14 protein-coding genes and 2 pseudogenes are annotated in these 23446 nt (G+C 66.6%); 11 read left to right on the forward strand and 5 right to left on the reverse strand.

Features of this window, described 5'->3' with window-relative positions:
* Positions 1-55 precede the first annotated feature (55 nt).
* Positions 56-1354: an amino-acid N-acetyltransferase gene (argA, locus tag ACZ5KU_RS29985; protein ID WP_054058623.1), complete on the reverse strand. Its 1299-nt coding sequence runs from the start codon at positions 1352-1354 to the stop codon at positions 56-58.
* Between the two features lie 139 nt (positions 1355-1493).
* A complete protein-coding gene (argE, locus tag ACZ5KU_RS29990; RefSeq protein ID WP_054058622.1) occupies positions 1494-2654 on the reverse strand; it encodes an acetylornithine deacetylase in 1161 nt (386 codons plus the stop codon).
* Positions 2655-2814: 160 nt separating this feature from the next.
* Here argE and ACZ5KU_RS29995 point away from each other — a divergent pair, with 160 nt between their 5' ends.
* The 6 genes and pseudogenes from ACZ5KU_RS29995 (at position 2815) to ACZ5KU_RS30020 (ending at position 14607) form a co-directional block, all read left to right on the forward strand.
* Entirely contained in the window at positions 2815-4182 is a 1368-nt protein-coding gene (locus ACZ5KU_RS29995) for a CYTH domain-containing protein (RefSeq protein ID WP_464736630.1), read from the forward strand.
* Positions 4183-4499: 317 nt separating this feature from the next.
* Complete coding sequence (bcsQ, locus tag ACZ5KU_RS30000; RefSeq protein ID WP_464736631.1) at positions 4500-5555, forward strand: cellulose biosynthesis protein BcsQ; 1056 nt, start codon at positions 4500-4502, stop codon at positions 5553-5555.
* Positions 5552-7747 carry a UDP-forming cellulose synthase catalytic subunit gene (gene bcsA / locus ACZ5KU_RS30005; protein WP_054058581.1) on the forward strand — a complete coding sequence of 732 codons (2196 nt, stop codon included), beginning with the start codon at positions 5552-5554 and terminating at the stop codon, positions 7745-7747. The genes bcsQ and bcsA overlap by 4 nt, the downstream gene beginning before the upstream one ends.
* Positions 7744-10033: pseudogene (bcsB, locus tag ACZ5KU_RS30010) on the forward strand (cellulose biosynthesis cyclic di-GMP-binding regulatory protein BcsB). The gene bcsA and the pseudogene bcsB overlap by 4 nt, the downstream one beginning before the upstream one ends.
* On the forward strand, positions 10030-13935 hold the full coding sequence (locus ACZ5KU_RS30015; protein WP_464736632.1) for a cellulose synthase subunit BcsC-related outer membrane protein: 3906 nt from the start codon (positions 10030-10032) through the stop codon (positions 13933-13935). Before bcsB ends, ACZ5KU_RS30015 begins: the two are co-directional and overlap by 4 nt.
* Positions 13936-13953: 18 nt before the next feature.
* Entirely contained in the window at positions 13954-14607 is a 654-nt protein-coding gene (locus tag ACZ5KU_RS30020) for an SGNH/GDSL hydrolase family protein (protein WP_464736633.1), read from the forward strand.
* A 4-nt stretch (positions 14608-14611) separates the two neighbouring features.
* Here ACZ5KU_RS30020 and ACZ5KU_RS30025 read toward each other — a convergent pair whose 3' ends face one another.
* Positions 14612-15085, reverse strand: coding sequence for an Lrp/AsnC family transcriptional regulator (locus ACZ5KU_RS30025; protein WP_054063589.1), 474 nt, complete (start codon positions 15083-15085; stop codon positions 14612-14614).
* Positions 15086-15212: 127 nt separating this feature from the next.
* Between ACZ5KU_RS30025 and ACZ5KU_RS30030 the strand changes: the two genes are divergently transcribed.
* Complete coding sequence (locus tag ACZ5KU_RS30030) at positions 15213-15545, forward strand: hypothetical protein (protein WP_054061172.1); 333 nt, start codon at positions 15213-15215, stop codon at positions 15543-15545.
* 122 nt (positions 15546-15667) lie between these two features.
* The gene (gene tfpB, locus ACZ5KU_RS30035) at positions 15668-17449 is read left to right on the forward strand and encodes a type IV pilus assembly ATPase TfpB (protein ID WP_054061171.1); all 1782 of its coding nucleotides are present in this window, start codon (positions 15668-15670) and stop codon (positions 17447-17449) included.
* Positions 17450-17461: 12 nt separating this feature from the next.
* On the opposite strand, the gene ACZ5KU_RS30040 is transcribed toward tfpB, so the two are convergent.
* The gene (locus ACZ5KU_RS30040; protein ID WP_416770922.1) at positions 17462-18490 is read right to left on the reverse strand and encodes a hypothetical protein; all 1029 of its coding nucleotides are present in this window, start codon (positions 18488-18490) and stop codon (positions 17462-17464) included.
* A 156-nt stretch (positions 18491-18646) separates the two neighbouring features.
* Between ACZ5KU_RS30040 and ACZ5KU_RS30045 the strand changes: the two genes are divergently transcribed.
* The 3 genes from ACZ5KU_RS30045 to ACZ5KU_RS30055 all read left to right on the forward strand — a co-directional run bounded on the left by ACZ5KU_RS30045 (position 18647) and on the right by ACZ5KU_RS30055 (position 20413).
* Entirely contained in the window at positions 18647-19567 is a 921-nt protein-coding gene (locus ACZ5KU_RS30045) for an SPFH domain-containing protein (protein ID WP_054061169.1), read from the forward strand.
* 10 nt (positions 19568-19577) lie between these two features.
* The gene (locus tag ACZ5KU_RS30050) at positions 19578-20027 is read left to right on the forward strand and encodes an NfeD family protein (protein ID WP_054061168.1); all 450 of its coding nucleotides are present in this window, start codon (positions 19578-19580) and stop codon (positions 20025-20027) included.
* Positions 20028-20095: 68 nt separating this feature from the next.
* Entirely contained in the window at positions 20096-20413 is a 318-nt protein-coding gene (locus ACZ5KU_RS30055) for a DUF2388 domain-containing protein (protein WP_054061175.1), read from the forward strand.
* A gap of 71 nt (positions 20414-20484) precedes the next feature.
* Here ACZ5KU_RS30055 and gcvP read toward each other — a convergent pair.
* A pseudogene (gene gcvP / locus ACZ5KU_RS30060) lies at positions 20485-23357 on the reverse strand (aminomethyl-transferring glycine dehydrogenase).
* Positions 23358-23446: the final 89 nt, after the last annotated feature.

The following is a 23446-nucleotide window of genomic DNA, read 5'->3' on the forward strand; positions in this document are numbered from 1 at the left end:
TTCGCGGGCAAGCCCCGCGAATAGGCCCTCAAGCGCTACCCAAGGGCTCGGAGGGTCAGAGCGCCTTCTCGAAGATCTTCGAGTTACGCTGATAGTTGTACAACGACGCCCGCGCGCTCGGCAGGCGCTCGACGCTGCTCGGGGCGAACCCGCGCTCGCGGAACCAGTGCGCCGTCCGGGTGGTGAGGACGAACAGGGTCTTGAGCCCCAGCGCCCGCGCCCGGGTCTCGATACGCTCGAGCAGCTCGTCGCCACGCCCGCCATGGCGGTACTCCGGATTCACCGCCAGGCACGCCAGCTCACCCGCCTCCGAGTCGGCAATCGGGTACAGCGCCGCACAGGCGATGATCATCCCTTCACGCTCGACCACACTGAACTGCTCGATCTCGCGCTCCAGCACCTCGCGCGAGCGCCGCACCAGGATGCCCTGCTCTTCCAGCGGGCTGATCAGGTCGAGCAAACCGCCAACATCCTCGATCGCCGCTTCGCGAACCCGCTCGAACTGCTCCTGGGCCACCAGCGTACCGCCGCCGTCACGGGTGAACAGTTCGGTCAGCAGCGCGCCATCTTCGGCGTAGCTGACGATATGGCTGCGGGCCACGCCGCCACGGCAGGCCTCGGCCGCCGCATCGAGCAGTTCGGCCTGGTAATCACTGCCCAGGCGTTGCAGATGCGCCGGAACCTGTTGCGGGCGCAATTCGCGGACCAGGTGGCCATCTTCATCGATCAGGCCATGATCGGCACCGAACAACAGCAGTTTTTCCGCCCCCAGGTCAATCGCCGCGCGGGTCGCGACGTCTTCGCAGGCCAGGTTGAAGATTTCCCCGGTGGGCGAGTAGCCCAGCGGCGACAGCAGCACGATGGAGCGCTCGTCGAGCAGGCGGTTGATGCCCTTGCGGTCGACCCGGCGCACTTCGCCGGTGTGGTGATAGTCGACGCCTTCCAGCACGCCGATCGGTCGCGCCGTCACCAGGTTGCCGCTGGCCACACGCAACCGCGAGCCCTGCATCGGCGAGGCCGCCATATCCATGGACAGACGCGCCTCGATAGCGATACGCAACTGGCCGACCGCGTCGATCACGCACTCCAGGGTGGCCGCGTCGGTGATACGCAGGCCGCGATGGTAGTGCGGGGTCAGGCCGCGTGCGGCCAGGCGGCTTTCGATCTGCGGGCGCGAGCCGTGGACCAGCACCAGGCGCACCCCGAGGCTGTGCAGCAGCACCAGGTCGTGGACGATATTGCCGAAGTTCGGGTGCTCGACACCGTCGCCGGGCAGCATGACGACAAAGGTGCAATCGCGGTGGGCATTGATATAGGGAGAGGCGTGGCGAAGCCAGTTAACGTATTCGGGCATGACCTGAACCTGTATAAAAAACAGCCAATGAAAAAGGGGTGCAACGTGAAAACGCACAACGGGCTGTTGGTTATCGTCGGAACAGGCTTGGCGACACGCGGGCTCTCCTTACTCGGTAATGAATGGTTTGGCCTGGCATTTAACGCAAGCTCGGGGCCGGGCTCAAGCAATAATGTTCAATCAGTTCGCGCAACAGCTGTACGGTAGGCTGCAAACGTGACATTTCGAGGAATTCTCCCGGCTGGTGCGCACAATCGATATCGCCGGGGCCCAATATCAGGGTCTCGCAGCCAAGGCGCTGAAGATAAGGCGCTTCGGTACCGAACGCCACCGCTTGCGCGCGGTGACCGGTGAGTTTTTCGGCGATGCGTACCAGTTCGGCATCGGCCACCTGCTCGAAGGGCGGCACCTCGGGGAACAGCGGCGCATAGTCGATCTTCACCTGGTGCCGCGCAGCCAGCGGCTCAAGCTTGCCGCGGATCGCCGCGCGCAGTACGCCCGGGTCCATGCCCGGCAGCGGTCGCAGGTCGAATTCCAGGGCACACTGGCCGCAGATGCGGTTGGGGTTGTCGCCACCGTGAATGCAGCCCAGGTTCAGGGTCGGCTGTGGCACGGTGAATTGCGGGTTGTTGTACTCGCGCTGCCACTGCCCGCGCAGGCCACGCAGCTCGCCGATCACATCGTGCATGGCTTCGAGGGCGCTGTGGCCCAGGCTCGGGTCCGACGAGTGGCCGCTGCGGCCGAGGATGTCGATGCGCTCCATCATCACGCCCTTGTGCAGGCGAATGGGCTTGAGCCCGGTCGGCTCGCCGATCACCGCCGCACGGCCCAGCGGCCGCCCGGCCTCGGCCAGGGCACGGGCGCCGGACATCGAGCTTTCCTCGTCGCAGGTCGCCAGGATCAGCAGCGGCTGCTTGAACGGCTGCTCGAGCAGCGGCCGCACCGCCTCGATGATCAGGGCGAAGAACCCCTTCATGTCGCAACTGCCCAGGCCGACCCAACGGCCATCGACCTCGCTGAGCTTGAGCGGGTCGGTCTGCCACAGCGCTTCGTCGAACGGCACGGTGTCGCTGTGCCCGGCCAGCACCAGGCCGCCGGGACCACTGCCGAAGCTGGCGAGCAGGTTGAACTTGCCGGGGCTGACCGGCTGGATATCGCAGTTGAAACCCAGGTCGCTCAACCAGCCGGCCAGCAGGTCGATCACCGGACGGTTGCTCAGGTCCAGGCTCGGCTGGGTACAACTGACGGAAGGAACTGCAATCAGCGCAGCGAACTGATCTTTCATCGACGGCAAAGGCATTGCGCTGACTCCCGGACTCCAAGGCGAAGCCCATCATAGAGCCATCCGGCGGCCGGAATAAACCGCCACGACGCGTGCGACCCGCTTGTCCTGTACACTGCATCCCCCAAGGCGGCCACTCTTCTCCCCGGCCGCACTCCCGATCCTGGATTTTCCGGCCATGCAGAAAGAAACCGAAATCAAACTCCGCGTCAGCCGCGAAACCCTCGCCGCCCTGCGCGAGCACCCGCTGTTGAAGAAGCGCAACAAGAGCGGCTGGGAACGTCGTGAACTGATGAACCAGTATTTCGACACCCCCGAACGCGACCTGGCCCAGGCCAAGGTCGCCCTGCGCCTGCGCCGTGACGGCGACGAAGTGATCCAGACCCTCAAGACCCGCGGCCAGAGCATCGCCGGCCTGTCCGAGCGCAACGAGTACGACTGGCACCTGGCCAAGGCCAGGCTGGACCTGAAAAAGCTCGATGGCGAATGCTGGCCGGCGCAACTGGCCGAGCTGGACAAGAAAACCCTCAAGCCGATCTTCACCACCGATTTCGTTCGCGAGCGCGCCGAGATCGCCTGGGGTCGTGGCAAATCGAAAGTGGTGATCGAGGCGGCGCTGGACCTCGGTTCCGTCATCGCCGGCAAGCAGAAGGAGGAAATCTGCGAGCTGGAACTGGAACTGCGCGAAGGCGAGCCCGAGGCGCTGCTGGAACTGGCCGCCGAACTGGCCGAGAAGCTGGCGCTGATGCCCTGCGATATCAGCAAGGCCGAACGCGGCTACCGGCTGTTCGACGCCAACAGCTACTCGCTGAGCCTGCCGACGCCGCAACTGACCGCCGAGACCTCGGTGGACGACGCCTTCACCGCGCTGGCCTGGCACCTGCTCGGCAGCAGCCAGCGGCTGGCCGAGCAGTACCGCTTCAACGGCCACTGGCGCCTGCTGCAGGACTGGCTGCAACAGTTGATCGAACTGCGGGCGCTGGTCGGCAGCCTCGGTCAGGTGGCACCACGGCAATCGACCAGCGAACTGCGCAAGGCCCTGGACGCGTTGCTGGAAGACTGGCGCCCGCTGGTCAACGCCGGCATCGAAGACGAGGACGTGCGCAAGGCTGCCCCGGAGCAGTTCCTCGAGGAGCTGGAGGATGTGCGCTGGGGCCAGTTCTCCCTGAACACCTCGCGCTGGCTGCTGGCCCGCAGCTGGACGGTCGAGCGCGCCAACCGCGGCAACCGCCAGGGTGCCGCGCAGTTGCAGAGCTGGTTGCCCCGCCTGCTGGCCGACGAAGCCGTGGCGCTGCAACTGGGCCGCTACCAGCAACAGCCGGAAGACCTGGCCGAGCAACTGCCACGCATCGAGCGTATCCAGGCCTGGCTGCACCTGGCCCGTGGCGTGTTGGAACTGCCGGAGCTGGATCGCCTGTTCGGCGAGCTGAACAAGCTGGCGCAACTGGCAGAGCTGGATATCAGCGATGAAGTACTGGAAGCACGGGTCCAGCAGGCGCTGACCGTATCCCAGGGCCGTGCCTGGAAAGCCCTGTCGCGCCTGTAACAGCAGCGCCATCGTGCAGGAGCAGGGCTTGCCCGCGAAGAGGCCATCAAGGTCGCCTATATCTCGCGAGCAGGCTCGGCACCTGCGCTTTCCAGCAAAAATTCCTTGCAGCGGAAAATCTGGTCTACATTTGAACCTGACCAGCGCGATAAAACCTTCAGGAACATTGCCAAGTCCCTCAGGTTCTATCGACAAGACACACAGGCGACACCTTTAAGAACACCATCGTTTGCCAAACGGCACGCAGTACGACGGCATTGTGTGATTAGCCGTATCTGTCCCCTTTCAAGTTCTTCTGGAATGGTACGGATACTGTCATGCAGCCTTCAGACGACGATGATGTCAGAAACCTGATGCGCAAGTTCGGGGCCAGCACCGACCGCTATCGGGAAATCGAGGTGGCCCGGGCCTTCACCGAAAAGCCTCTCCCCGCGCCCAGCCCACCGCCTCCAGCGCCAACACCCGCCGAAACGCCAAGCCTGGCGGTGCCCCCCGCAATCGCCGACCCGGCCTCGTCGCCCTCCCTGCGCACGCTGCTCACCGATCTCGCCCGGCAGCGCCAGGCCCAGGCCGAGCAACACCGGCAGACGCCAGTCATGCCCCACGTCGCGGCACGGATTGTCGCGGTGGTCTCGACTCGTGGCGGCGTGGGCCGCAGCACCCTGGCCAGCCTGCTGGCGATCCTGCTCAACAGCGCCGACCGCCAGGCCGTGGTCCTCGAACTCGACCCGCAGAACGCCCAGCATCGGCACCTGGGCATCCTTCCCCAGGCCGCCGGGATCTGCCGCGCCAGCCTGGAGCAGCGCAGTTGGCAGGAGCTGGCCCAGACCGGCTACGCCAGCACCCGGCTGCTGCCCTTCGGCGAAAGCGAACCGCAGCAATTGCATGGCCTCGAACGCCAACTCGAGGACGACCCGCTCTGGCTCGCCCGGCACCTGGCGCCCCTGCACCTGGGCCGGCACGACACGCTGATCATCGATACCCCGGCCGGCAGCAGCGTGTTCCAGGAACAGGCCCTGCACATGGCCGACCTGATCGTCGCCGTAGTCCGACCCGATGCCGCCTCCCATGCCGCACTGGAACACCTGGTCAACACCCTCGCCCCGCACCTGGGCGGCGAGCGGCCCGCCAGCTGCCGGTTCGTGATCAACGGCGTGGACAGTTCCCATGCGCTGTCCGTGGACATCGCGCAGATCCTCGAAAACCAGCTCAAGCCCCAGCTGCTCGGCACCGTCGCCTGGGACGACGCCATCTCCGAGGCCCTGGCCTACGAATGCAATCCGTTCGAACAGAGCGCCGACGCCCGCGGCTGCCAGGACATCCTGGCCATCGCCGACAAACTCTACGACCAACTGGAGCCACGCCTGCCATGACCCTCGAACGCCGCGTCGAACGTCTGCTCGGCACCAGCTTCAGGCGCGCCCGGCAATGGCCCGAGCGCCTGCGCCGGGTACTCCTGTGGATCGCTGCGCTGCTCTGCGCGGTGGTGCTTGCCGGCGTCATCAGCGCGCCGGCCAGCCTGTCCCGGCAGGCCCTGCTCGGCCTGCTGCTGGTGATTGCGGCGCTGCTGCTGCGGCGCTTCGAGGGGCGCCTGCCGATCATCGCGATGATCAGCCTGTCGTTGATCGCCTCGCTGCGCTACATGTACTGGCGCCTGAGCGAAACCCTGCAGCTGGAAAACTTCCACGACACCCTGTTCGGCTACACCCTGGTGGTGGCCGAACTCTACGCCCTGGTGGTGCTGGTGTTCGGCTACGTGCAGACCGCCTGGCCGCTGCGGCGCCGGCCGATCCTGCTCGACCAGGCCCCCGAGCAATGGCCCAGCGTCGACGTGTTCATCACCACGGTCAACGAGTCGCTGGAGATCGTCAAGGTCACGGTGTTCGCCGCCCAGGGGCTGGACTGGCCCGAGGACAAGCTCAGGGTCCATGTGCTCGACGACGGCCACCGCGAGGAGTTTCGCGAGTTCTGCGAAAGCGTCGGTGCCCACTACCTGACCCGCGACAACAACCTGCATGCCAAGGCCGGCAACTTCAACGCCGCGCTGCGGGTGACCCACGGCGAGTACATCGCCGCCTTCGACGCCGACCACGTGCCGTCGCGCTCCTTCCTGCAGATCGCCATGGGCTGGTTCCTCAAGGACCCCCGGCTGGCGATGCTGCAGACCCCGCACTGTTTCTTCTCGCCCGACCCGTTCGAGAAAAATCTCGACACCTGGCACTCGGTGCCCAACGAGGGCGAGCTGTTCTACGGCCTGGTGCAGGACGGCAACGACCTGTGGAACGCGGCGATGTTCTGCGGCTCCTGTGCGCTGATGCGACGGGCACCGCTGGAGGCCGTCGGTGGCATGGACGAAACCACCCTGACCGAAGACGCCCACACCTCGCTCAAGCTCAACCGTGCCGGCTACAACACCGCCTACCTGGCCCTGCCCCAGGCGGCCGGCATGGCCACCGAGAACCTGTCGCGACATATCAACCAGCGCATCCGCTGGGCCCGCGGCATGACCCAGATCTTCCGCACCGACAACCCCATGCTCGGCCGCGGGCTGACCCTCGGCCAGCGCGTCTGCTACACCAACGCCATGCTGCACTTCTTCTACGGCTTCCCGCGCATGGTGTTCCTCACCGCGCCCCTGGCCTACCTGATTTTCGGCGCGCAGATCTTCCACGCCGCACCGCTGATGGTCGCCGCCTACGCGTTCCCGCACCTGCTGCTGGCCAACCTGACCAACTCGCGCATCCAGGGCCGGTTCCGCCATTCGTACTGGAACGAGGTCTACGAGACGGTGCTGGCCTGGTACATCCTGCCACCGGTGCTGATGGCGATGATCCGGCCACGCTCCGGGCACTTCAACGTCACCGACAAGGGCGGCGACCTGCATCCGGAGTTTTTCGACTGGAAGATGGCCCGCCCCTACATCGTGCTGCTGCTCCTGAACATCGCCGGGGTGCTGTTCGGCCTCTACGACTACATCGGTGCCGACGACACCACCGACATCACCGTCCTGCTCAACCAGGTCTGGGCGCTGTACAACGTCATGGTGACCAGTGCAGCCCTGGCGGTCGCCAGCGAGAGCCGGCAGATCCGCAGCGAGCCGCGGGTCGAGGCGCAACTGCCGGTCAGCCTGCAACTGGCCGACGGCAGGCAGTGGCAGAGCACCACCGAGGATTTCTCGCAACATGGCCTGGGGCTCCGGCTCGCGCAGGGACAATCGATCCCGCGCGGCGAACGCCTGCGGGTCTCGCTGTTCCGCCATGCCCAACACTACGACTTCGACGGCACCGTGGTTTCCAGCCAGGGCAGCACCATCGGTATCCAGTTCGACCCGATGACCCTGCGTCAGCAAAGCGACCTGGTCCACCTGACCTTCGCCCGCGCCGACACCTGGGCCATGAACTGGGGCAGCGGCAAACCGGACTCGCCCCTCGCGGCCCTGCGAGAAGTCAGCACCATCGGCCTGCACGGCATTGCCGAACTGCTCAAGGCCAGCGTACGCCTGTTGCCCACGCTGCCCATCGCCCGCCGCCACTCCTCCTCCACCGCCGCCCTGGACACGCCATGACCACGACCTCCTCCGTTGGCAGCGCGGGACGCTGCACCCGTTATGCCCTGGCTCTGCTGGCCTGCTGCAGCCTGCTCCCCGACACCGGCAGGGCGCTCTCGCAAGCCGAGGTCCATGGCAACACGGCGGCCGCTCAGCCCCAGACGAACCCGGGCAACAGCTACAGCCTGACGTTCAAGCAGCTGGGACGTCGCGACCCGATGTACCTCAAGGGGGTCGAGTCCACCGACAGCGCCGACTTCGGCATCCGCGCCGACCAGGTCGTCACCGGCGTACAACTGGTGCTGCGCTTCAGCTATTCGCCCTCCATGCTGCCCGACCTGTCGCAGCTCAACGTGCTGGTCAACGACAAGGTCGCCGCCAGCCTGCCGCTGCCCAGGGAAGAGGCCGGCAAGGACCTGGAGAAGGTGGTCGAGATTCCGGCACGGCTGATCACCGACTTCAACCGGATCGACCTGCAACTGATCGGCCACTACACCATGCAGTGCGAAGACCCGCTGCATTCGAGCCTGTGGGCCAGGGTCAGCAATGACAGCCAACTGAACATCCAGTACTCGCCGATCGCCCTGAAGAACGACCTGGCCCTGCTGCCGGCACCGTTCTTCGATCGCCACGATGCCCGGCCGCTGACGCTGCCGTTCGTCTTCGACACGGCCCCGGGCCTCGCCAAACTGGAAGCGGCCGCCGCGCTGTCATCGAAGTTCGGCGCGCTGGCCAGCTACCGCACCGCGACCTTCCCCGCCAGCGTCGGCCAATTGCCGGCCAAAGGCAGCGCCATCGTGCTGGCGACCCGGCGCGAGGCGCTGCCCCTGGGCGAACTGTCGGGCAACCCGGCCACCGGCCCCAGCGTCACCATGATGACCAACCCCAACGACCCCTACGGCAAGCTGCTGGTGATCAGCGGTCGCAACGACGCCGAACTCAAGACCGCCGCCCTCGCCGTCGCCCTGGGCAGCAAGGCGATGTCCGGCGCGACCGCGCTGATCGATCGCCTGGACCCGGTACCGGCCCGGCTGCCCTACGATGCGCCCAACTGGCTGCCGGCCGACCGGCCGGTGAAGCTCGGCGAGCTGGTGGACGCTCAGCAGTTGCATGTCTCCGGCTACAACCCGCGGGAAATCATCGTGCCGCTGCGCCTGCCGCCGGACCTGTTCGAGTGGCGTAACCGCGGCGTGCCGCTGCAGCTCAAGTATCGCTACACCCCCGCAGCAGTTCTCGACCAATTCGGCGCTGCTGGTGCACCTCAACGACCACCTGATCCGCTCCATGCAGCTGCCGTCGATCGCCAACCTGAACGGCGAACCCCAGTGGCTGGAATGGCTGAAGACCGACGACAGCCTGCCCCGCGAAGCGAGCATGTTCCTGCCGCTGGACATCTCCACCTTCAAGGCCCAGCTGCAACTGCGCTACATGTACGACTACGTCAAGCAGGGCGAATGCCGCGACGTCATCGTCGAGGACATGCGCGGCCAGATCGAGCCGGACTCGACCCTCGACCTCAGCGGCCTGGATCACTACACGCCGATGCCCGACCTGGCCAAGTTCCGCGACAGCGGCTTCCCCTTCACCCGCCTCGCCGATCTCGCGGAAACCGCCGTGGTCATGCCCGACAACCCGGGCCCGGAAGTGCTGAGCGCCTACCTCACCGTGTTCGGCCGCTTCGGCGACTCCACCGGCTACCCGACCACCGGCGTCCAGGTGATCCAGGCCCGCGACATCGACACGGTCAGCGAGAAGGACATGCTGGTCCTGGCCGCCGGCGGTGACCAGCCGCTGCTCAAGCGCTGGGCCGAGGCACTGCCGGCGCGCAGCGAAAGCAGCCATCACTTCTTCGACCTGAGCGACCTGGCCCTGCGCATCCACGACTGGTTCAGCCCCGACAGCGAGGCGGCGATCCGCAGGACCCGCACCGCCCTGGCCTGGTCGGGCAGCGGCACGCCCTACCTGGCCGGTTTCGAATCGCCACTCAAGGGCGGGCGCAGCGTGGTGGTGATCGCCAGCAGCGAGCCGGCCCGGCTGCAAGAGGTGACAGCGGCGATGATCGGCGGCGACGACTACAAGGATCAGATCCAGGGCCGCCTGGCGGTGGTCCAGGACAAACAGGTCACCAGCCTGACCGCCGACCAGCCGTACTACGTCGGCCACCTGGGCTGGTTCCGGCATCTGCAGCTGCTGTTGTCGCGGCATGTCGGCTGGCTGCTGTTCAGCGTCCTGCTCGGCTTTGTCCTGCTCTGCGCGCTGATCTTCCGCGGCCTGCGGGCCCAGGCCAAGCGGCGGTTGTCATGAGCCGGCTGGCGAGGCGCACGCACCTGCGCCGCAGCCTGCCGCTGGCGCTGCTGCTCGCCCTGGCCGGCACGGCGGCACGAGCCGCCGATGACCCACAGGCCCAACTGATCGAGCAGGGCCGCTACTGGCAGGCCCAGCACAATCCCGACCGGGCCATGGATGCCTGGAACAAACTGCTGCTGCTCGCCCCGGACCAGCCCGAGGCCCTCTATGGCCTGGGCCTGGGCAACGTGCAGCTCAAGCGTCCGGACGAGGCCCGCCAGTACCTCGCCCGCCTGCAGGCGCTGGTACCGCCGCCACGCCAGGCGCAACAACTGGAGCAGGACATCGCCCTGGGCAACGACGAACAGGCGCAGTTGCTGGCCCGCGCGCGAAAACTGGTCGACGGCAACCAGTACGACGACGCGGTGAAGGTCTACCGGCAACTGTTCAATGGCCGCCAGCCGCAGGGCGACCTGGCCCGCGAGTTCTACTTCCTGCTGGGCTACACCCGTGGCGGCGAACAGGAAGCCCGCAACGGGCTCGAACGGCTGCTGCGCGAACACCCCGACGACCGTGCCGCGGCACTGTTCCTGGCCAAGCACATGGTGCGCAACCTCGACACCCGCGCCGAAGGCATCCGTCGCCTGGCCGTACTGGCCAGGGACAAGGATGTCGGTAGCGACGCCAATGAGACCTGGCGCTTCGCCCTGACCTGGATCGGCCCGCCGGCACCGGCGCAGGTTCCGCTGTTCGAGCAGTTCCTCGCCACCCACCCGGACGACCGGGAAATCCGCGAGTTGATGAACAAGGGCAAGGCCCTCACCCGCAGCAACACCAGCACCGCGAAAGCTGCGGCCTGGCGCCGCGACCCACAGGACGCCCGCGGCCTGCAGGCCCTCGAGGCCGGCGACCTGGCCGCCGCTGAGCAGGCGTTTCAGGCGCGCCTCCAGGAAAAACCCGACGACCCCGACGCACTCGGCGGCCTGGGCATCGTGCGGCAGAAACAGGAGCGCCTGGACGAAGCCGAGGACCTGCTGGTCCGGGCCACCCGCCAGCCCGGCGGACAGCCCTGGCGACAGGCGCTGGACAACGTGCGCTACTGGCGGTTGATGGCCGGCGCGAGCGCGGCCCAGAAAGCCGGGCGCCAGGACCAGGCGCGCCAGATGATCGAGCAGGCCGCCCGCCAGAACCCCGGGCAATCGTCCAGCCAGGTGGCGCTGGCCAACCTGCAGGCGCAGGACGGCCAACTGGCGAAGGCCGAGGCCGCCTACCGGCGAATCCTCGCCAGCCACCGCGACGACCCCCAGGCCCTCAACGGCCTGATCGCGGTACTGGCGCAGCAGGGCAAGGCCGATGAGGCGCTCAAGCTGATCGACTCGCTGTCAGCGACGGCCCAGGCGCGACTGAACGCCGAGGTGTCGGTCCGTTCGCTGCGCGCCACCCAGGTGGCCCGGGTAGCCGAACAACGCGGCGACCTGAGGGCCGCCGAACAGGCCTACCGGCAGGCACTCGCGGATGACCCCGGCAATGCCTGGACACGCTTCGCCCTGGCGCGGATCTACCTCGGCCAGGGCCGCACCCAGGCTGCCCGGGAGCAGATCAATGACCTGCTCAAGCGCCACCCCGATCAGCCCGACGCGCTCTACACCCGCACCCTGCTGGCGGCGCAACTGGGCGAGTGGCAGGACGCCCAGGCCAGCCTCGCGCGTATCCCTGCGGCGCGGCGCAGCCGCGAAATGGACGAGCTGGGCAAGGAAATCGCCCTGCACGTGCAGACCGATGCCGCCGTCGCCAACCTCCGGCGTGGCCAGCAGCACGAGGCCCAGGCCCTGCTCGCCCGCAGCCAGGCCCTGACCGAGGGCAGGCCCGAGCGCGTGGCGATCCTGGCTGCGGCCTACCTCGATGCCGGCCAGCCACAACAGGGCGTGGCGCTGATGCGCGACCTGGTGGAGCGCTCACCCAACCCCGCCAACAAACTGCAACTGCTCTACGCCGACATCCTGTTCAAGGCCGACCAGGACAACGACGCCGCCGACATCCTGCGCAACCTGCAGGGGACACGCCTGAGCGACAGCGATCGCCGACATTACGCCTCCCTGGTGAAGCTGTACCGCATCCGGCAGGCCGACCAGTTGCGCGAGAAAGGCAACCTGGTGGCCGCCTACGACTTGCTCAAGCCGATCCTGCGCCAATCACCGCGCGATCCCCAGGCGAACGCGGCCCTGGCACGGCTGTACAGCGCCAGCGGCAACAACGCCAAGGCCATGGCGCTGTACCAGCCGCTGCTGGAAAACGATCCGCGCAATGCCGACCTGCAACTGAGCGTCGCCAGCCTGGCCGCCCAGGCCCACGACAACGCGCGGGCGGAAAAGGCCCTCAAGAGCGCCCTGGCCCTCAAGCCGGGCGTGCCCAAGGTGCTGACCAGCGCCGCCGCCACCTATCGCGCCATGGGCAAGAGTTCCGAGGCCGCCGACCTGCTGCGCCAGGCCGTGGCCATCGAGGGCAGCCAGCGGCGCGCCAACCCGGCGCTCGACAGGGCGGACAGCGACGGCGACAACCCCTTCCTCGACCTGCCGGGACAACCCCGCCGAGTCGCGGTCCGCAGTGAGGACCCGTTGCGTTCCGGCAATGAGTCGGCCGAGAGCATGCCGCCCGATCCGTCCCTGGCACCCTCACGCTATGAAAGCGCCGATAGTCTTCTGGACGACGATCCGGCACCGGCCGGCAATCCCTTCGCCGCCGGCCGCCGTGCAGGCGAAGCCGCGCAGCAGGATCTGAGCCCGGCGCAGCTGGCGCTGAACGAAATTCTCCAGGAACGCAGCGCCTATGTCGCCCAGGGCCTGAGCGTGCGCAGCAACAATAACGAGTCGGGCCTGAGCAAGCTGACCGATGTCGAGGCACCGTTCGAAGCCAACCTGCCGGCCGGTGACAATCGGGTCGCGTTGCGGGTGACCCCGGTCTCGCTGCACGCCGGCAGCGCCCACGACTACAGCCTCGGCCGCTTCGGCAGCGGCCTGCCCAGCGGCTCCCCCGGCTCGCAGCAGGCCAATGGCGTCGGGCTGGCGGTCGCCGTGGACAGCCCGCCCCACGGGATCAAGGCGGACATCGGCGTCAGTCCCGTGGGCTTCACCTACAACACCGTGATCGGCGGCATCAGCCTGGAACAGCCGCTGGTCTCCAGCCCGAACATGCACTACAGCATCGCCCTGTCGCGGCGGCCGGTCACCGACAGCCTGACCTCCTTCGCCGGCGCGAAGGACCGCCGCACCGGCATCAGCTGGGGTGGCGTGACGGCCAACGGCGGGCGCGCGCTGCTCGGCTACGACGATCAGGAAGTCGGCCTGTATGGCTATGGCGCCCTGCACAAGCTGGTCGGCCACAACGTCGAGGACAACACCCGCGCCGAACTGGGCGGCGGCCTCTACTGGTACCTGGACAACCAGCCCGACGAGAAGCTGACCGTGGGCCTGAGCACCATGGTGCTGTCCTATGAAAACAACCAGGGCTTCTTCACCTACGGCCACGGCGGCTACTTCAGCCCGCAGACGTTCTTCTCCGTGGCGGTGCCGGTCAATTGGTCGCAGCGCTCCGAGCGCTTCAGCTATCGGCTCAACGGCGCGCTGGGGGTGCAGTACATCAACCAGAAAGGCGCCGACTACTTTCCCGGACACCGCACCGAACAGGCTGCCAACGACCTCAAGTACCCCGGCAAGAGCAGTACCGGGGTCGGCTACAACCTGAACGCGGCGGGCGAATATCGGCTCGGTTCGAACCTGCTGCTGGGCGGCGAGCTGGGTGTGGACAACGCCCAGGATTACCGCCAGGTCACCGCCGGGCTGTACCTGCGCTACCTGTTCGAGAAGATCAGCGGGCCGATGGCCCTGCCGGTCAGCCCGTACCGTTCGCCCTACTCCAATTGAACTGCGGGAGCGTGCAACATGACCACTTCATCGGTCCTGGCGGGCCTGACCGTCCTGATCATCGGCGACAGCCACCTGGCGACCCCCGATTTCCTGCTCAACCCGCTGCACGAGGCCCTCAGCCGCCAGGGTGCCCAGGTCCACTCCATCGGCATCTGCGGTGCCAGCGCCGGCGACTGGCTCAAGGCGACCCCCAGCCCCTGCGGCGGCGCCGAACGCCGGGGCAGCGCCGAGGCCACGGTGCTGGACAATGCGACGACCCGGCCGATCGGCCAACTGCTCGACAGCGACAAACCCGATATCACCGTGATCGTCATGGGCGACACCATGGCCAGCTACGACAAGCCGAGCTTTCCCAAGGCCTGGATCTGGCAACAGACCAACAGCCTGGTGAAAGCCCTCGCCGACCACCACAGCCCCTGTGTCTGGGTCGGACCGAGCTGGGGCAGCGAGGGCGGCAAATACGGCAAGACCTATGAACGGGTGCGGACGATGTCGGATTTCCTCGGCAAGAGCGTCGCGCCCTGCCGCTACATCGACTCGCTGCAGTTCTCCGGCAAGGGCCAGTGGGCGACCATCGACGGCCAGCACCTGACCCTCACCGGCTACCGGGCCTGGAGCGAGGCCATCGTCAAGGCGTTGTTGCAGATGCCGCGGCCCGCGGGCCGGTGAGCCCTCAGGGACGCAACACCGGCAGGCTGGTGGTGGACTTGATCTCGGACAGCGCGACGATGGAGTTGACCTCCTGGATACCCGGGACCAGCGACAGCTTCTCGAAGAAGAACCGCTCGTAGGCCTCGATATCGGCCGTGACGATGCGCAGCAGGAAGTCCACCGCGCCCATCAGCACGTAGCACTCAAGCACTTCGGGAAAACCGCGGATCGCCTCGGTGAATTCGGCGAAGTTGGAGCGACCGTGGGCATTGAGTTTCACCTCGGCGAAAATCTGCGTGTTGAGGCCGATCTTTTTCCGATCGAGCAGGGTCACCTGGCTGCGGATCACCCCTTCATCCTTGAGCCGCTGGATCCGCCGCCAGCAGGGCGACTGGGACAAGCCCACCTGCTCGGCGATCTGCGCACTGGACAGCGAGGCATCCTCCTGCAGCAACGCCAGGATCCGCCGATCGTACGCATCAAGCTCACTCTGCATAGAAAAACCTCGAATCGCCTTATCAGTGAATAATACAAGTCGCCATGGTGCGAAATTCGCCCATGATAGATAAGAAATACCCAGCTCGACATGTAAAACTTTCTCCAGCCGATCGAGGAGATAGACCATGTACAGCCGCGACCCCCTGACGCCTTCACGCCCCGATACCTGGTCCCCGCACAACGAGCACTGCCGGGTGCAGTACCAGGTCCGGGCCGAGGCCGAACCGGACCTGCTCTGCCGCCTGCTCAACCTGTTCGCCCTGCAGTTGCTCACGCCCCTGCAGGTGCAGGCCCGCCAGGACGATGGCGTGTTTCTGATCGAGCTGGAGCTGGATGGCCTGAGCTGGCACCGTGCCGAAGTGATCGGCGAAAAGATGCGCAACCTCATCAGCGTGTTTGCCGTGCACCTGCAGCCGGCGGCACAGGCCCAGCCAACGCGGCTGCAGGCGGCGGGCTGAGCCGACGGAGAAAAAATCGCACGCCTCGTTCCGGTCTCGGCACAGACTTCGGGCAACCTCGCGACTATTCTTGCTTTCTCACGGTCAGACAGGGACTACTGACCGCCCGAACAGGAGCCCGCATGCCCGTCGCCTCTCTCAACCAGGATCACTGGCTGGACCTCAACGAACTGCTACGCGACCTGGTCAGCCAGGGATTCATCAGCCAGGACTCGGCCGAACACGCCATGACCACCCGGCGCAACTCGCAGAACAGCCAGTTGCATCCCCTGGAGTTCATCGCCAGCCAGCACCTGCCCGACCTGAGCCGCCCCGGCAAGCCGCTGGACCTGGAAAACCTGACCCTGTGGCTGGCCCAACAGGCCGGCCAACCCTACCTGCGCATCGACCCGCTGAAGATCGACGTCGCCGCGATCATGCCGCTGATGTCCTATGCGTTCGCCCAGCGCCATAAGATCCTGGCCGTGGCGGTCGATCACGACGGCGTGACCGTGGCCAGCGCCCAGCCCCATGTGCGCAGCTGGGAAGCCGACCTGAGCCATGTGCTCAAGCTGCCGATCCGGCGGGTGGTGGCCAACCCGGTGGATATCCAGCGCTATACCGTGGAGTTCTTCCGCCTGGCCAAGTCGGTCAGCGGCGCCAGCACGGTCGACCAGAAAGGCCACAACCTGGGCAACTTCGAACAGCTGCTGAACCTCGGCGCCAGCGACCAGGAGCCGGACGCCAACGACGCGCACATCGTCAACATCGTCGACTGGCTGTTCCAGTACGCCTTCCAGCAGCGCGCCAGCGATATCCACATCGAGCCGCGCCGCGAGCAGGGCACCGTGCGCTTTCGCATCGACGGCGTGCTGCACAACGTCTACCAGTTCCCGCCCCAGGTGACCATGGCGATCGTCAGCCGGCTCAAGAGCCTGGGCCGGATGAACGTCGCGGAAAAGCGCAAGCCACAGGACGGCCGGGTCAAGACCAAGACCCCCGACGGCGGCGAGGTCGAGCTGCGCCTGTCGACCCTGCCGACCGCGTTCGGCGAGAAGATGGTGATGCGGATCTTCGACCCGGAGGTATTGCTCAAGGACTTCGACCAGCTCGGCTTCTGCGCCGATGACCTGCGCCGCTGGCAGGACATGACCCGCCAGCCCAACGGCATCATCCTGGTCACCGGCCCCACCGGCTCGGGCAAGACCACCACGCTGTACACCACTCTGAAGAAACTGGCGACCTCGGAGGTCAACCTCTGCACCATCGAGGACCCGATCGAGATGGTCGAGCCGGCCTTCAACCAGATGCAGGTCCAGCACAATATCGACCTGACCTTCGCCAGCGGCGTGCGCGCGCTGATGCGCCAGGACCCCGACATCATCATGATCGGCGAGATCCGCGACCTGGAAACCGCCGAGATGGCGATCCAGGCCGCCCTGACCGGCCACCTGGTGCTGTCGACCCTGCACACCAACGATGCGCCGAGCGCGATCAGTCGCCTGCTCGAACTGGGCGTACCGCACTACCTGATCAAGGCTACCGTGCTCGGGGTCATGGCCCAGCGCCTGGTACGCACCCTGTGTCCGCACTGCAAGGCGCCGCACGAGCTGTCGGAGGAGGATTGGCAGACCCTCACCCGCCCCTGGCAGGCGCCCCTGCCCAGCGGCGCGCAACAGGCGGTCGGCTGCCTGGAATGTCGCGACACCGGCTACCGCGGCCGCGCCGGGGTCTACGAGATCATGCTGCTCAGCGACAGCGTCAAGGCGCTGATCCATGCCGACACCGACCTGCTGGCGGTGCGCCGCCAGGCGTTCAAGGAAGGCATGCGCAGCCTGCGCCTGTCCGGCGCACAGAAGGTCGCGGCGGGGCTGACCACCATCGAGGAGGTGCTGCGGGTCACTCCCCAGAGCGAGCAACGTTGAGCGGGCAACACTTCATTTCGCCGGGGTGAGGACGAACCAGTCGATCACCCCGACCTCGCTGTTGGGCTTGATGCTCACCGGGGCGGCATCGCCGCGCCGCTGGAGAATCGAATGTCCTTCGGCGATCTGCTCGCCGGTGCGCCGGTTGATCGCGTCCTGCTCGCCGGTCGGGCTGAACAGCCAGGCGCCGCGTTCGTCGCCGCGCACCCGCGTGCCCTGTGGATAAAGCCACTCGCCCAGGGTGGTGGAACGGGCCAGTTGCCCATCCCACCTCTCGGTGCGCCGTTGACTGTCGAGGTACATGCGCAGCGAGGACAGGTGCAGGCCATCGAGGGCGATGTCGAGGTTGTCGGCGTCTTCGGCGCGCAGCATCCAGCCCTCCCGGTCGCCATGCAGCACAGTGCCCGCTGGCCAGGTCACGCCGGCCACGCCCACGCCGGGGACCAGGGCGCACTCCTTGAAACGCCAGCGGCTCGGCCGGTACGTGTCCTGCGCCTCGCGCCGGAAACTCGCCCAGGTGCCTGCGGCACAGGGCCAATCCTGTATGACCTGGTCGTGTTCCAGGCGCACGCTGGAATCGCTGTAGCCCGGCGAGAAGTCGATCGCCGACACCGGCATCCCCCGGATCTCGATGGGCGCTGCCAGTTCGATCGACTTCAGGCTGTCCAGACCGTGCGCCTGCGGTTTCCCCTGCCAGTCCTCGGGGTCGAGGGTGCCCAGATGCGCCTGGCTGCCCGCCGGGAAGCTCAGCTCGCCCAGGCGCAGCTCGGCCTGCAACCGCGGATTCAGCGCCTGGCGCTCGGCCTCGGACGCCGCGTCCAGGCGCTGGAACTCCCGCAACATCGCCCCGCCCAGCCCGGCGAAGATCAGGCCCGGCACGATCAGGCAGCCGTAGCGCCAGGAATTGCGCCGCAGGTGACGGCGCGTACGCGCGAACAGCAGGGCCACCAGCACCCACAGCAGTCCGATCGTGCTGACCACGGCCAGCGCGGCCAGCAGGAAAATGAACAGGATGGCGGACGGATCGGGACCGAAGATCATCGCAATCGGGTGCTCGCGGCAGAGTCGATGACCCGCACCTTAGCACGGGCTGCGTCCTACAGGCTTGAACACAAATGACACACTTATTCCTGGGCCAGAGTCGCTACAATCAGCTCATTATCGGTATCTCGGTAATCACTTGAACAGGGAATCGTCATGCAAATCGGCAGCGTACTTCTGCTCTTCGTCGGCCTGGCCATCGCCATCGTCTTCATGGGCTTCAAGGTCGTACCCCAGGGCTACCAATGGACGGTGGAGCGCTTCGGCCGCTACACCACCACCCTCAAGCCGGGCCTGAACATCATCGTCCCGGTCATGGACCGCATCGGGCGCAAGATCAACGTGATGGAAAGCGTGCTGGACATCCCGCCGCAGGAAGTCATCACCTCCGACAACGCCACGGTGCAGATCGACGCCGTGTGCTTCTTCCAGGTGGTCAACACCGCCCAGGCCGCGTACGAGGTGAACAACCTCGAACATGCCATCCGCAACCTGTTGCAGACCAACATCCGCACCGTGCTCGGCTCCATGGAGCTCGATGCCATGCTCGGCCAGCGCGACACCATCAACGAGCGCCTGCTGCGCACCGTCGATGAAGCCACCGCGCCGTGGGGCATCAAGATCACCCGGATCGAGATCAAGGACATCAGCCCGCCCGCCGACCTGATGGCGGCGATGTCCGGGCAGATGAAGGCCGAGCGGGTCAAGCGTGCGCAGATCCTCGAAGCCGAAGGCCTGCGCGCCTCGGCGATCCTCACCGCCGAGGGCAAGAAGCAGGCGCAGATCCTCGAGGCCGAGGGTAACCGCCAGGCCGCCTTCCTCGAATCCGAGGCCCGCGAGCGGCAGGCCGAGGCGGAAGCCCGCGCCACCCAGGTGGTGTCCGAGGCGATCGCCAACGGCAACGTCCAGGCGGTGAACTACTTCGTCGCGCAAAAGTACGTCGAAACCCTGGGCCGGCTGGCCTCGGCCAACAACAGCAAGGTGATCCTCATGCCACTGGAGGCCAGCCAGGTCATCGGCGCGGTCGGCGGCATCGGCGAAATCGTCAAGGCCACCTTCGACGGCAAGAAGACCTGAGGCAACGGCCATGTGGGAATTCCTGCAACATCTGTCCTTCTGGGACTGGCTGGCCCTCGGCACCCTGCTGCTGATCCTCGAGGTGTTCGGCACCGGCGGCTACCTGCTGTGGGTCGGCATCGCCGCCGCGGTGGTCGGTGTGCTGACCTTCGTCATCCCCGGCCTGCCATGGACCCTGCAGTTCCTGCTGTTCGGCCTGCTGTCGGTGTTGACCGCGGTGTTCTGGTGGAAGCGCCAGCGCGCCGCCAACATCGTCAGCGACCAACCGGGGCTCAACGAACGCGGCCATGAGCTGATCGGCCGGGTCTTCGTGGTGCATTCGCCGATCAGCGGCGGGCGCGGCAAGATCAAGGTCGGCGACGGTGTGTGGCTGGTCACCGGCCCGGATGCCGAGGTGGGCGCACGGGTCCGGGTGATCGCGCAGCACGGCACCGTCCTGCAGGTCGAAACAGTTGAATGAGGGCAATGGAACTCCGTCTCGGTGAGCACAATCCAATGCTGCATATCACCCCAAGCGGAGTCACCATCATGCGTCTCAAATATGCTGTCGCCACCCTGGCGTTGCTGTCCCTCCCGATTGGTTCGGCCATGGCCGACGGCTTCTGGCGCAACGTCATTTCGTCCGGCGCAACCACCGGTTCGACCTACCTGACCTTCAAGGACCACAAGCTGATCGTCGCCGCCCAGGATGACGCCGGCAGCTTCGTCGCCAGCGATGGTGCGATCCGTGGACCCTACCTGGAAGCCGCCATGCAGAAAGTGCGGGCCGACAACCCGGACCTGAAGGCCAGCGACATGGAGCTGGCCAATGCGATCCTGGCCAAGAACGCCCTGGCCGAAGAGTGATCGCCAGGTTTGCAGCTTGAATCGATGAAAAACGCCGACGATCAGTCGGCGTTTTTCATCATGCGATGCGCTCAGCGATAGTCGTCCAGCGGTACACAGGCGCAGAACAGGTTGCGGTCGCCGTAGACGTTGTCCACCCGGTTCACCGTCGGCCAGTACTTGTGGGCCCGGGTGTGCGCCGTCGGCACGACCGCCTGGGCGATGCTGTAGGGACGTTCCCAGCCCTCGGTGATATCCGCCAGGGTGTGCGGCGCCCGCTTGAGCGGGTTGTCCTCGGCGGACCAGTTGCCGCTCTGCACCTCGGCAATTTCCGCGCGAATGCTCAGCATGGCTTCGACGAAGCGGTCCAGCTCGGCTTTCGACTCGCTCTCGGTCGGCTCGACCATCAGCGTCCCCGGCACCGGGAACGACATGGTCGGCGCGTGGAAGCCGTAGTCCATCAACCGCTTGGCCACGTCCTCCTCGCTGATGCCGGTCTGTGCCTTGAGGGGACGCAGATCGAGGATGCACTCGTGGGCGACCCGGCCATTGCGCCCGCTGTAGAGCACCGGGAACGCCCCGCCGAGCTGTTGCGCCAGGTAGTTCGCGGCCAGGATCGCCACCTCGCTGGCGTCGGCCAGTTGTGGCCCCATCATCGCGATGTACATCCAGCTGATCGGCAGGATGCTCGCACTGCCCCAGGGTGCGGCGCTGACCGCGCCGTTCTGCGGCAGCGGGCCGTCGATGGGCACCACCGGATGGTTGGCGACGAACGGCGCCAGGTGCGCACGCACGCCGATCGGCCCCATGCCCGGACCACCGCCGCCGTGGGGGATGCAGAAGGTCTTGTGCAGGTTCATGTGCGACACGTCGGCGCCGATATCCGCCGGACGCGCCAGGCCGACCTGGGCATTGAGGTTGGCGCCGTCCATGTACACCTGGCCGCCATGGTTGTGGATAACTTCACAGATATCGCGGATGCCCTCCTCGTAGACGCCATGGGTCGAGGGATAGGTCGCCATCAGGCAGGACAGCCTGTCGCCGGCTTCCCGGGCCTTGGCCTTGAGGTCTTCCAGCTCGACGTTGCCCGCATCGTCGCATTCGACGATTACCACCTGCATGCCGGCCATCTGCGCCGAGGCCGGGTTGGTGCCGTGGGCCGAGGCCGGAATCAGGCAGATGTTGCGCGCGCCCTGCTTGCGGCTTTCATGGTACTTGCGGATCGCCAGCAACCCGGCGTATTCGCCCTGGGCCCCGGAATTGGGCTGCATGCAGATCGCATCGAAGCCGGTGATCGCGCAAAGCCAACGCTCCAGCTCGGCGATCATCGCGGTATAGCCCGCCGCCTGTTCACGGGGGGCGAACGGGTGCAGGTTGGCGAATTCCGGCCAGGTGATGGGGATCATCTCGCTGCTGGCATTGAGCTTCATGGTGCAGGAGCCCAGCGGGATCATCGACTGGTTGAGGGCCAGGTCCTTGTTCTCCAGCTGCTTGAGGTAGCGCAGCATCTCGGTTTCGCTGTGATGGCTGTTGAACACCGGGTGCGTCAGGTACGTGGAAGTCCGCTGCAGTTCCGCCGGGATACCGGCATCGAGGCTCTCGGCGTCCAGTTCGGCGACGTCCAGCCCGTGATCGACCCCGAGGAAGATATCCAGCAGCCGCGCCACCGTGGTTTCGTCAGAGGTTTCGTCGAGACTCAGGCCCAACTGGCCGCGCCCGAGAATCCGCAGGTTGATCCGCGCCGCCCGGGCGCTTTCGAGAATCGCCGTCTGGCTGCCGCCGACATCGAGAGTCAGGGTGTCGAAGAAGTGCCGGTTGAGCCGGACGATGCCCTTGCGCTCAAGGCCGCTGGCGAGGATGCAGGTCAGTCGATGAACCCGCTGGGCGATGCGCCGCAGGCCCTCGGGGCCATGGTAGACCGCGTAGAAACCGGCGATGTTGGCCAGCAGCACCTGGGCCGTGCAGATGTTCGAATTGGCCTTCTCCCGGCGGATATGCTGCTCGCGGGTTTGCAGCGCCATGCGCAGGGCCAGGTTGCCGCGGGCATCCCGGGAGACGCCGATGATGCGCCCGGGAATCGCCCGCTTGTATTCGTCGCGGGTGGCGAAATACGCCGCATGCGGCCCGCCATAGCCCATCGGCACACCGAAGCGCTGGGACGAGCCGAACACCACGTCGGCACCCAGTTCGCCGGGGGCGTCAGCAGCAGCAGGCTCAACAGGTCGGCGGCCACGCAGGCCAGCGCCTGCTGGGCATGCAGTTGCTCGATCAACGGCCGCAGGTCGCGAACCTCGCCATGGGTATCCGGGTACTGCAGCAATGCGCCGAACACCTTGTGTTGGCTCAAGTTATCCACAGGGCCGACGAGCAATTCGAAACCGAAGCCCTCGGCGCGGGTGCGCACCACGGAAAGGGTCTGTGGATGACAGTGTTCGTCGACGAAGAACAGGTTGCTTTTCGACTTCGCCACCCGCCGCGCCAGGGCCATGGCCTCGGCTGCCGCGGTGGCTTCGTCGAGCAGCGAGGCGTTGGCCAGCTCCAGGCCGGTCAGGTCGATGGTCATCTGCTGGAAGTTGAGCAGGGCTTCCAGCCGCCCCTGGGCGATTTCCGGTTGATAGGGGGTGTAGGCGGTGTACCAGCCGGGATTTTCCAGCACGTTGCGCAGGATCACCGTCGGCGTCAGGGTGCCGTGGTAGCCCATGCCGATCAGGCTGGTCCAGAGCTGGTTCTGCTCGGCGTAGCCACGCAGCCGGCTCAACGCCGCCTGCTCGTCGAGGGCCGCCGGCAGCTCCAGCTCGCGGTTCAGGCGGATCGCCGACGGTACCGTCTGTTCGATCAGCTCGACACGGCTCGCCACTCCGAGAGCGGCGAGCATCGCCTGCTGCTCGCTGGCATCGGGCCCCAGGTGACGGCGCAAAAAGGCCTGGGAGTCTCGCAACTGGCGCAGGGACGGCAACTCGGACATTAGGGCTCTCTCCTGGCGGCGCGCGCTGGGCAACACGGGCGAGCACCGCGTTTCGAACACTGTGCAAGCAGCATAGCAGCCCGCCACCC

The organism is Pseudomonas sp. Tof1, from assembly GCF_055390395.1.

Excerpts from the sequence above, each read along its gene's own strand:
- argA (WP_054058623.1), bottom strand. The coding sequence starts at position 1,354 with ATGCCCGAATACGTTAACTGGCTTCGCCACGCCTCTCCCTATATCAAT.
- argE (WP_054058622.1), bottom strand. The coding sequence starts at position 2,654 with ATGCCTTTGCCGTCGATGAAAGATCAGTTCGCTGCGCTGATTGCAGTT.
- ACZ5KU_RS29995 (WP_464736630.1), top strand. The coding sequence starts at position 2,815 with ATGCAGAAAGAAACCGAAATCAAACTCCGCGTCAGCCGCGAAACCCTC.
- bcsQ (WP_464736631.1), top strand. The coding sequence starts at position 4,500 with ATGCAGCCTTCAGACGACGATGATGTCAGAAACCTGATGCGCAAGTTC.
- bcsA (WP_054058581.1), top strand. The coding sequence starts at position 5,552 with ATGACCCTCGAACGCCGCGTCGAACGTCTGCTCGGCACCAGCTTCAGG.
- ACZ5KU_RS30015 (WP_464736632.1), top strand. The coding sequence starts at position 10,030 with ATGAGCCGGCTGGCGAGGCGCACGCACCTGCGCCGCAGCCTGCCGCTG.
- ACZ5KU_RS30020 (WP_464736633.1), top strand. The coding sequence starts at position 13,954 with ATGACCACTTCATCGGTCCTGGCGGGCCTGACCGTCCTGATCATCGGC.
- ACZ5KU_RS30025 (WP_054063589.1), bottom strand. The coding sequence starts at position 15,085 with ATGCAGAGTGAGCTTGATGCGTACGATCGGCGGATCCTGGCGTTGCTG.
- ACZ5KU_RS30030 (WP_054061172.1), top strand. The coding sequence starts at position 15,213 with ATGTACAGCCGCGACCCCCTGACGCCTTCACGCCCCGATACCTGGTCC.
- tfpB (WP_054061171.1), top strand. The coding sequence starts at position 15,668 with ATGCCCGTCGCCTCTCTCAACCAGGATCACTGGCTGGACCTCAACGAA.
- ACZ5KU_RS30040 (WP_416770922.1), bottom strand. The coding sequence starts at position 18,490 with ATGATCTTCGGTCCCGATCCGTCCGCCATCCTGTTCATTTTCCTGCTG.
- ACZ5KU_RS30045 (WP_054061169.1), top strand. The coding sequence starts at position 18,647 with ATGCAAATCGGCAGCGTACTTCTGCTCTTCGTCGGCCTGGCCATCGCC.
- ACZ5KU_RS30050 (WP_054061168.1), top strand. The coding sequence starts at position 19,578 with ATGTGGGAATTCCTGCAACATCTGTCCTTCTGGGACTGGCTGGCCCTC.
- ACZ5KU_RS30055 (WP_054061175.1), top strand. The coding sequence starts at position 20,096 with ATGCGTCTCAAATATGCTGTCGCCACCCTGGCGTTGCTGTCCCTCCCG.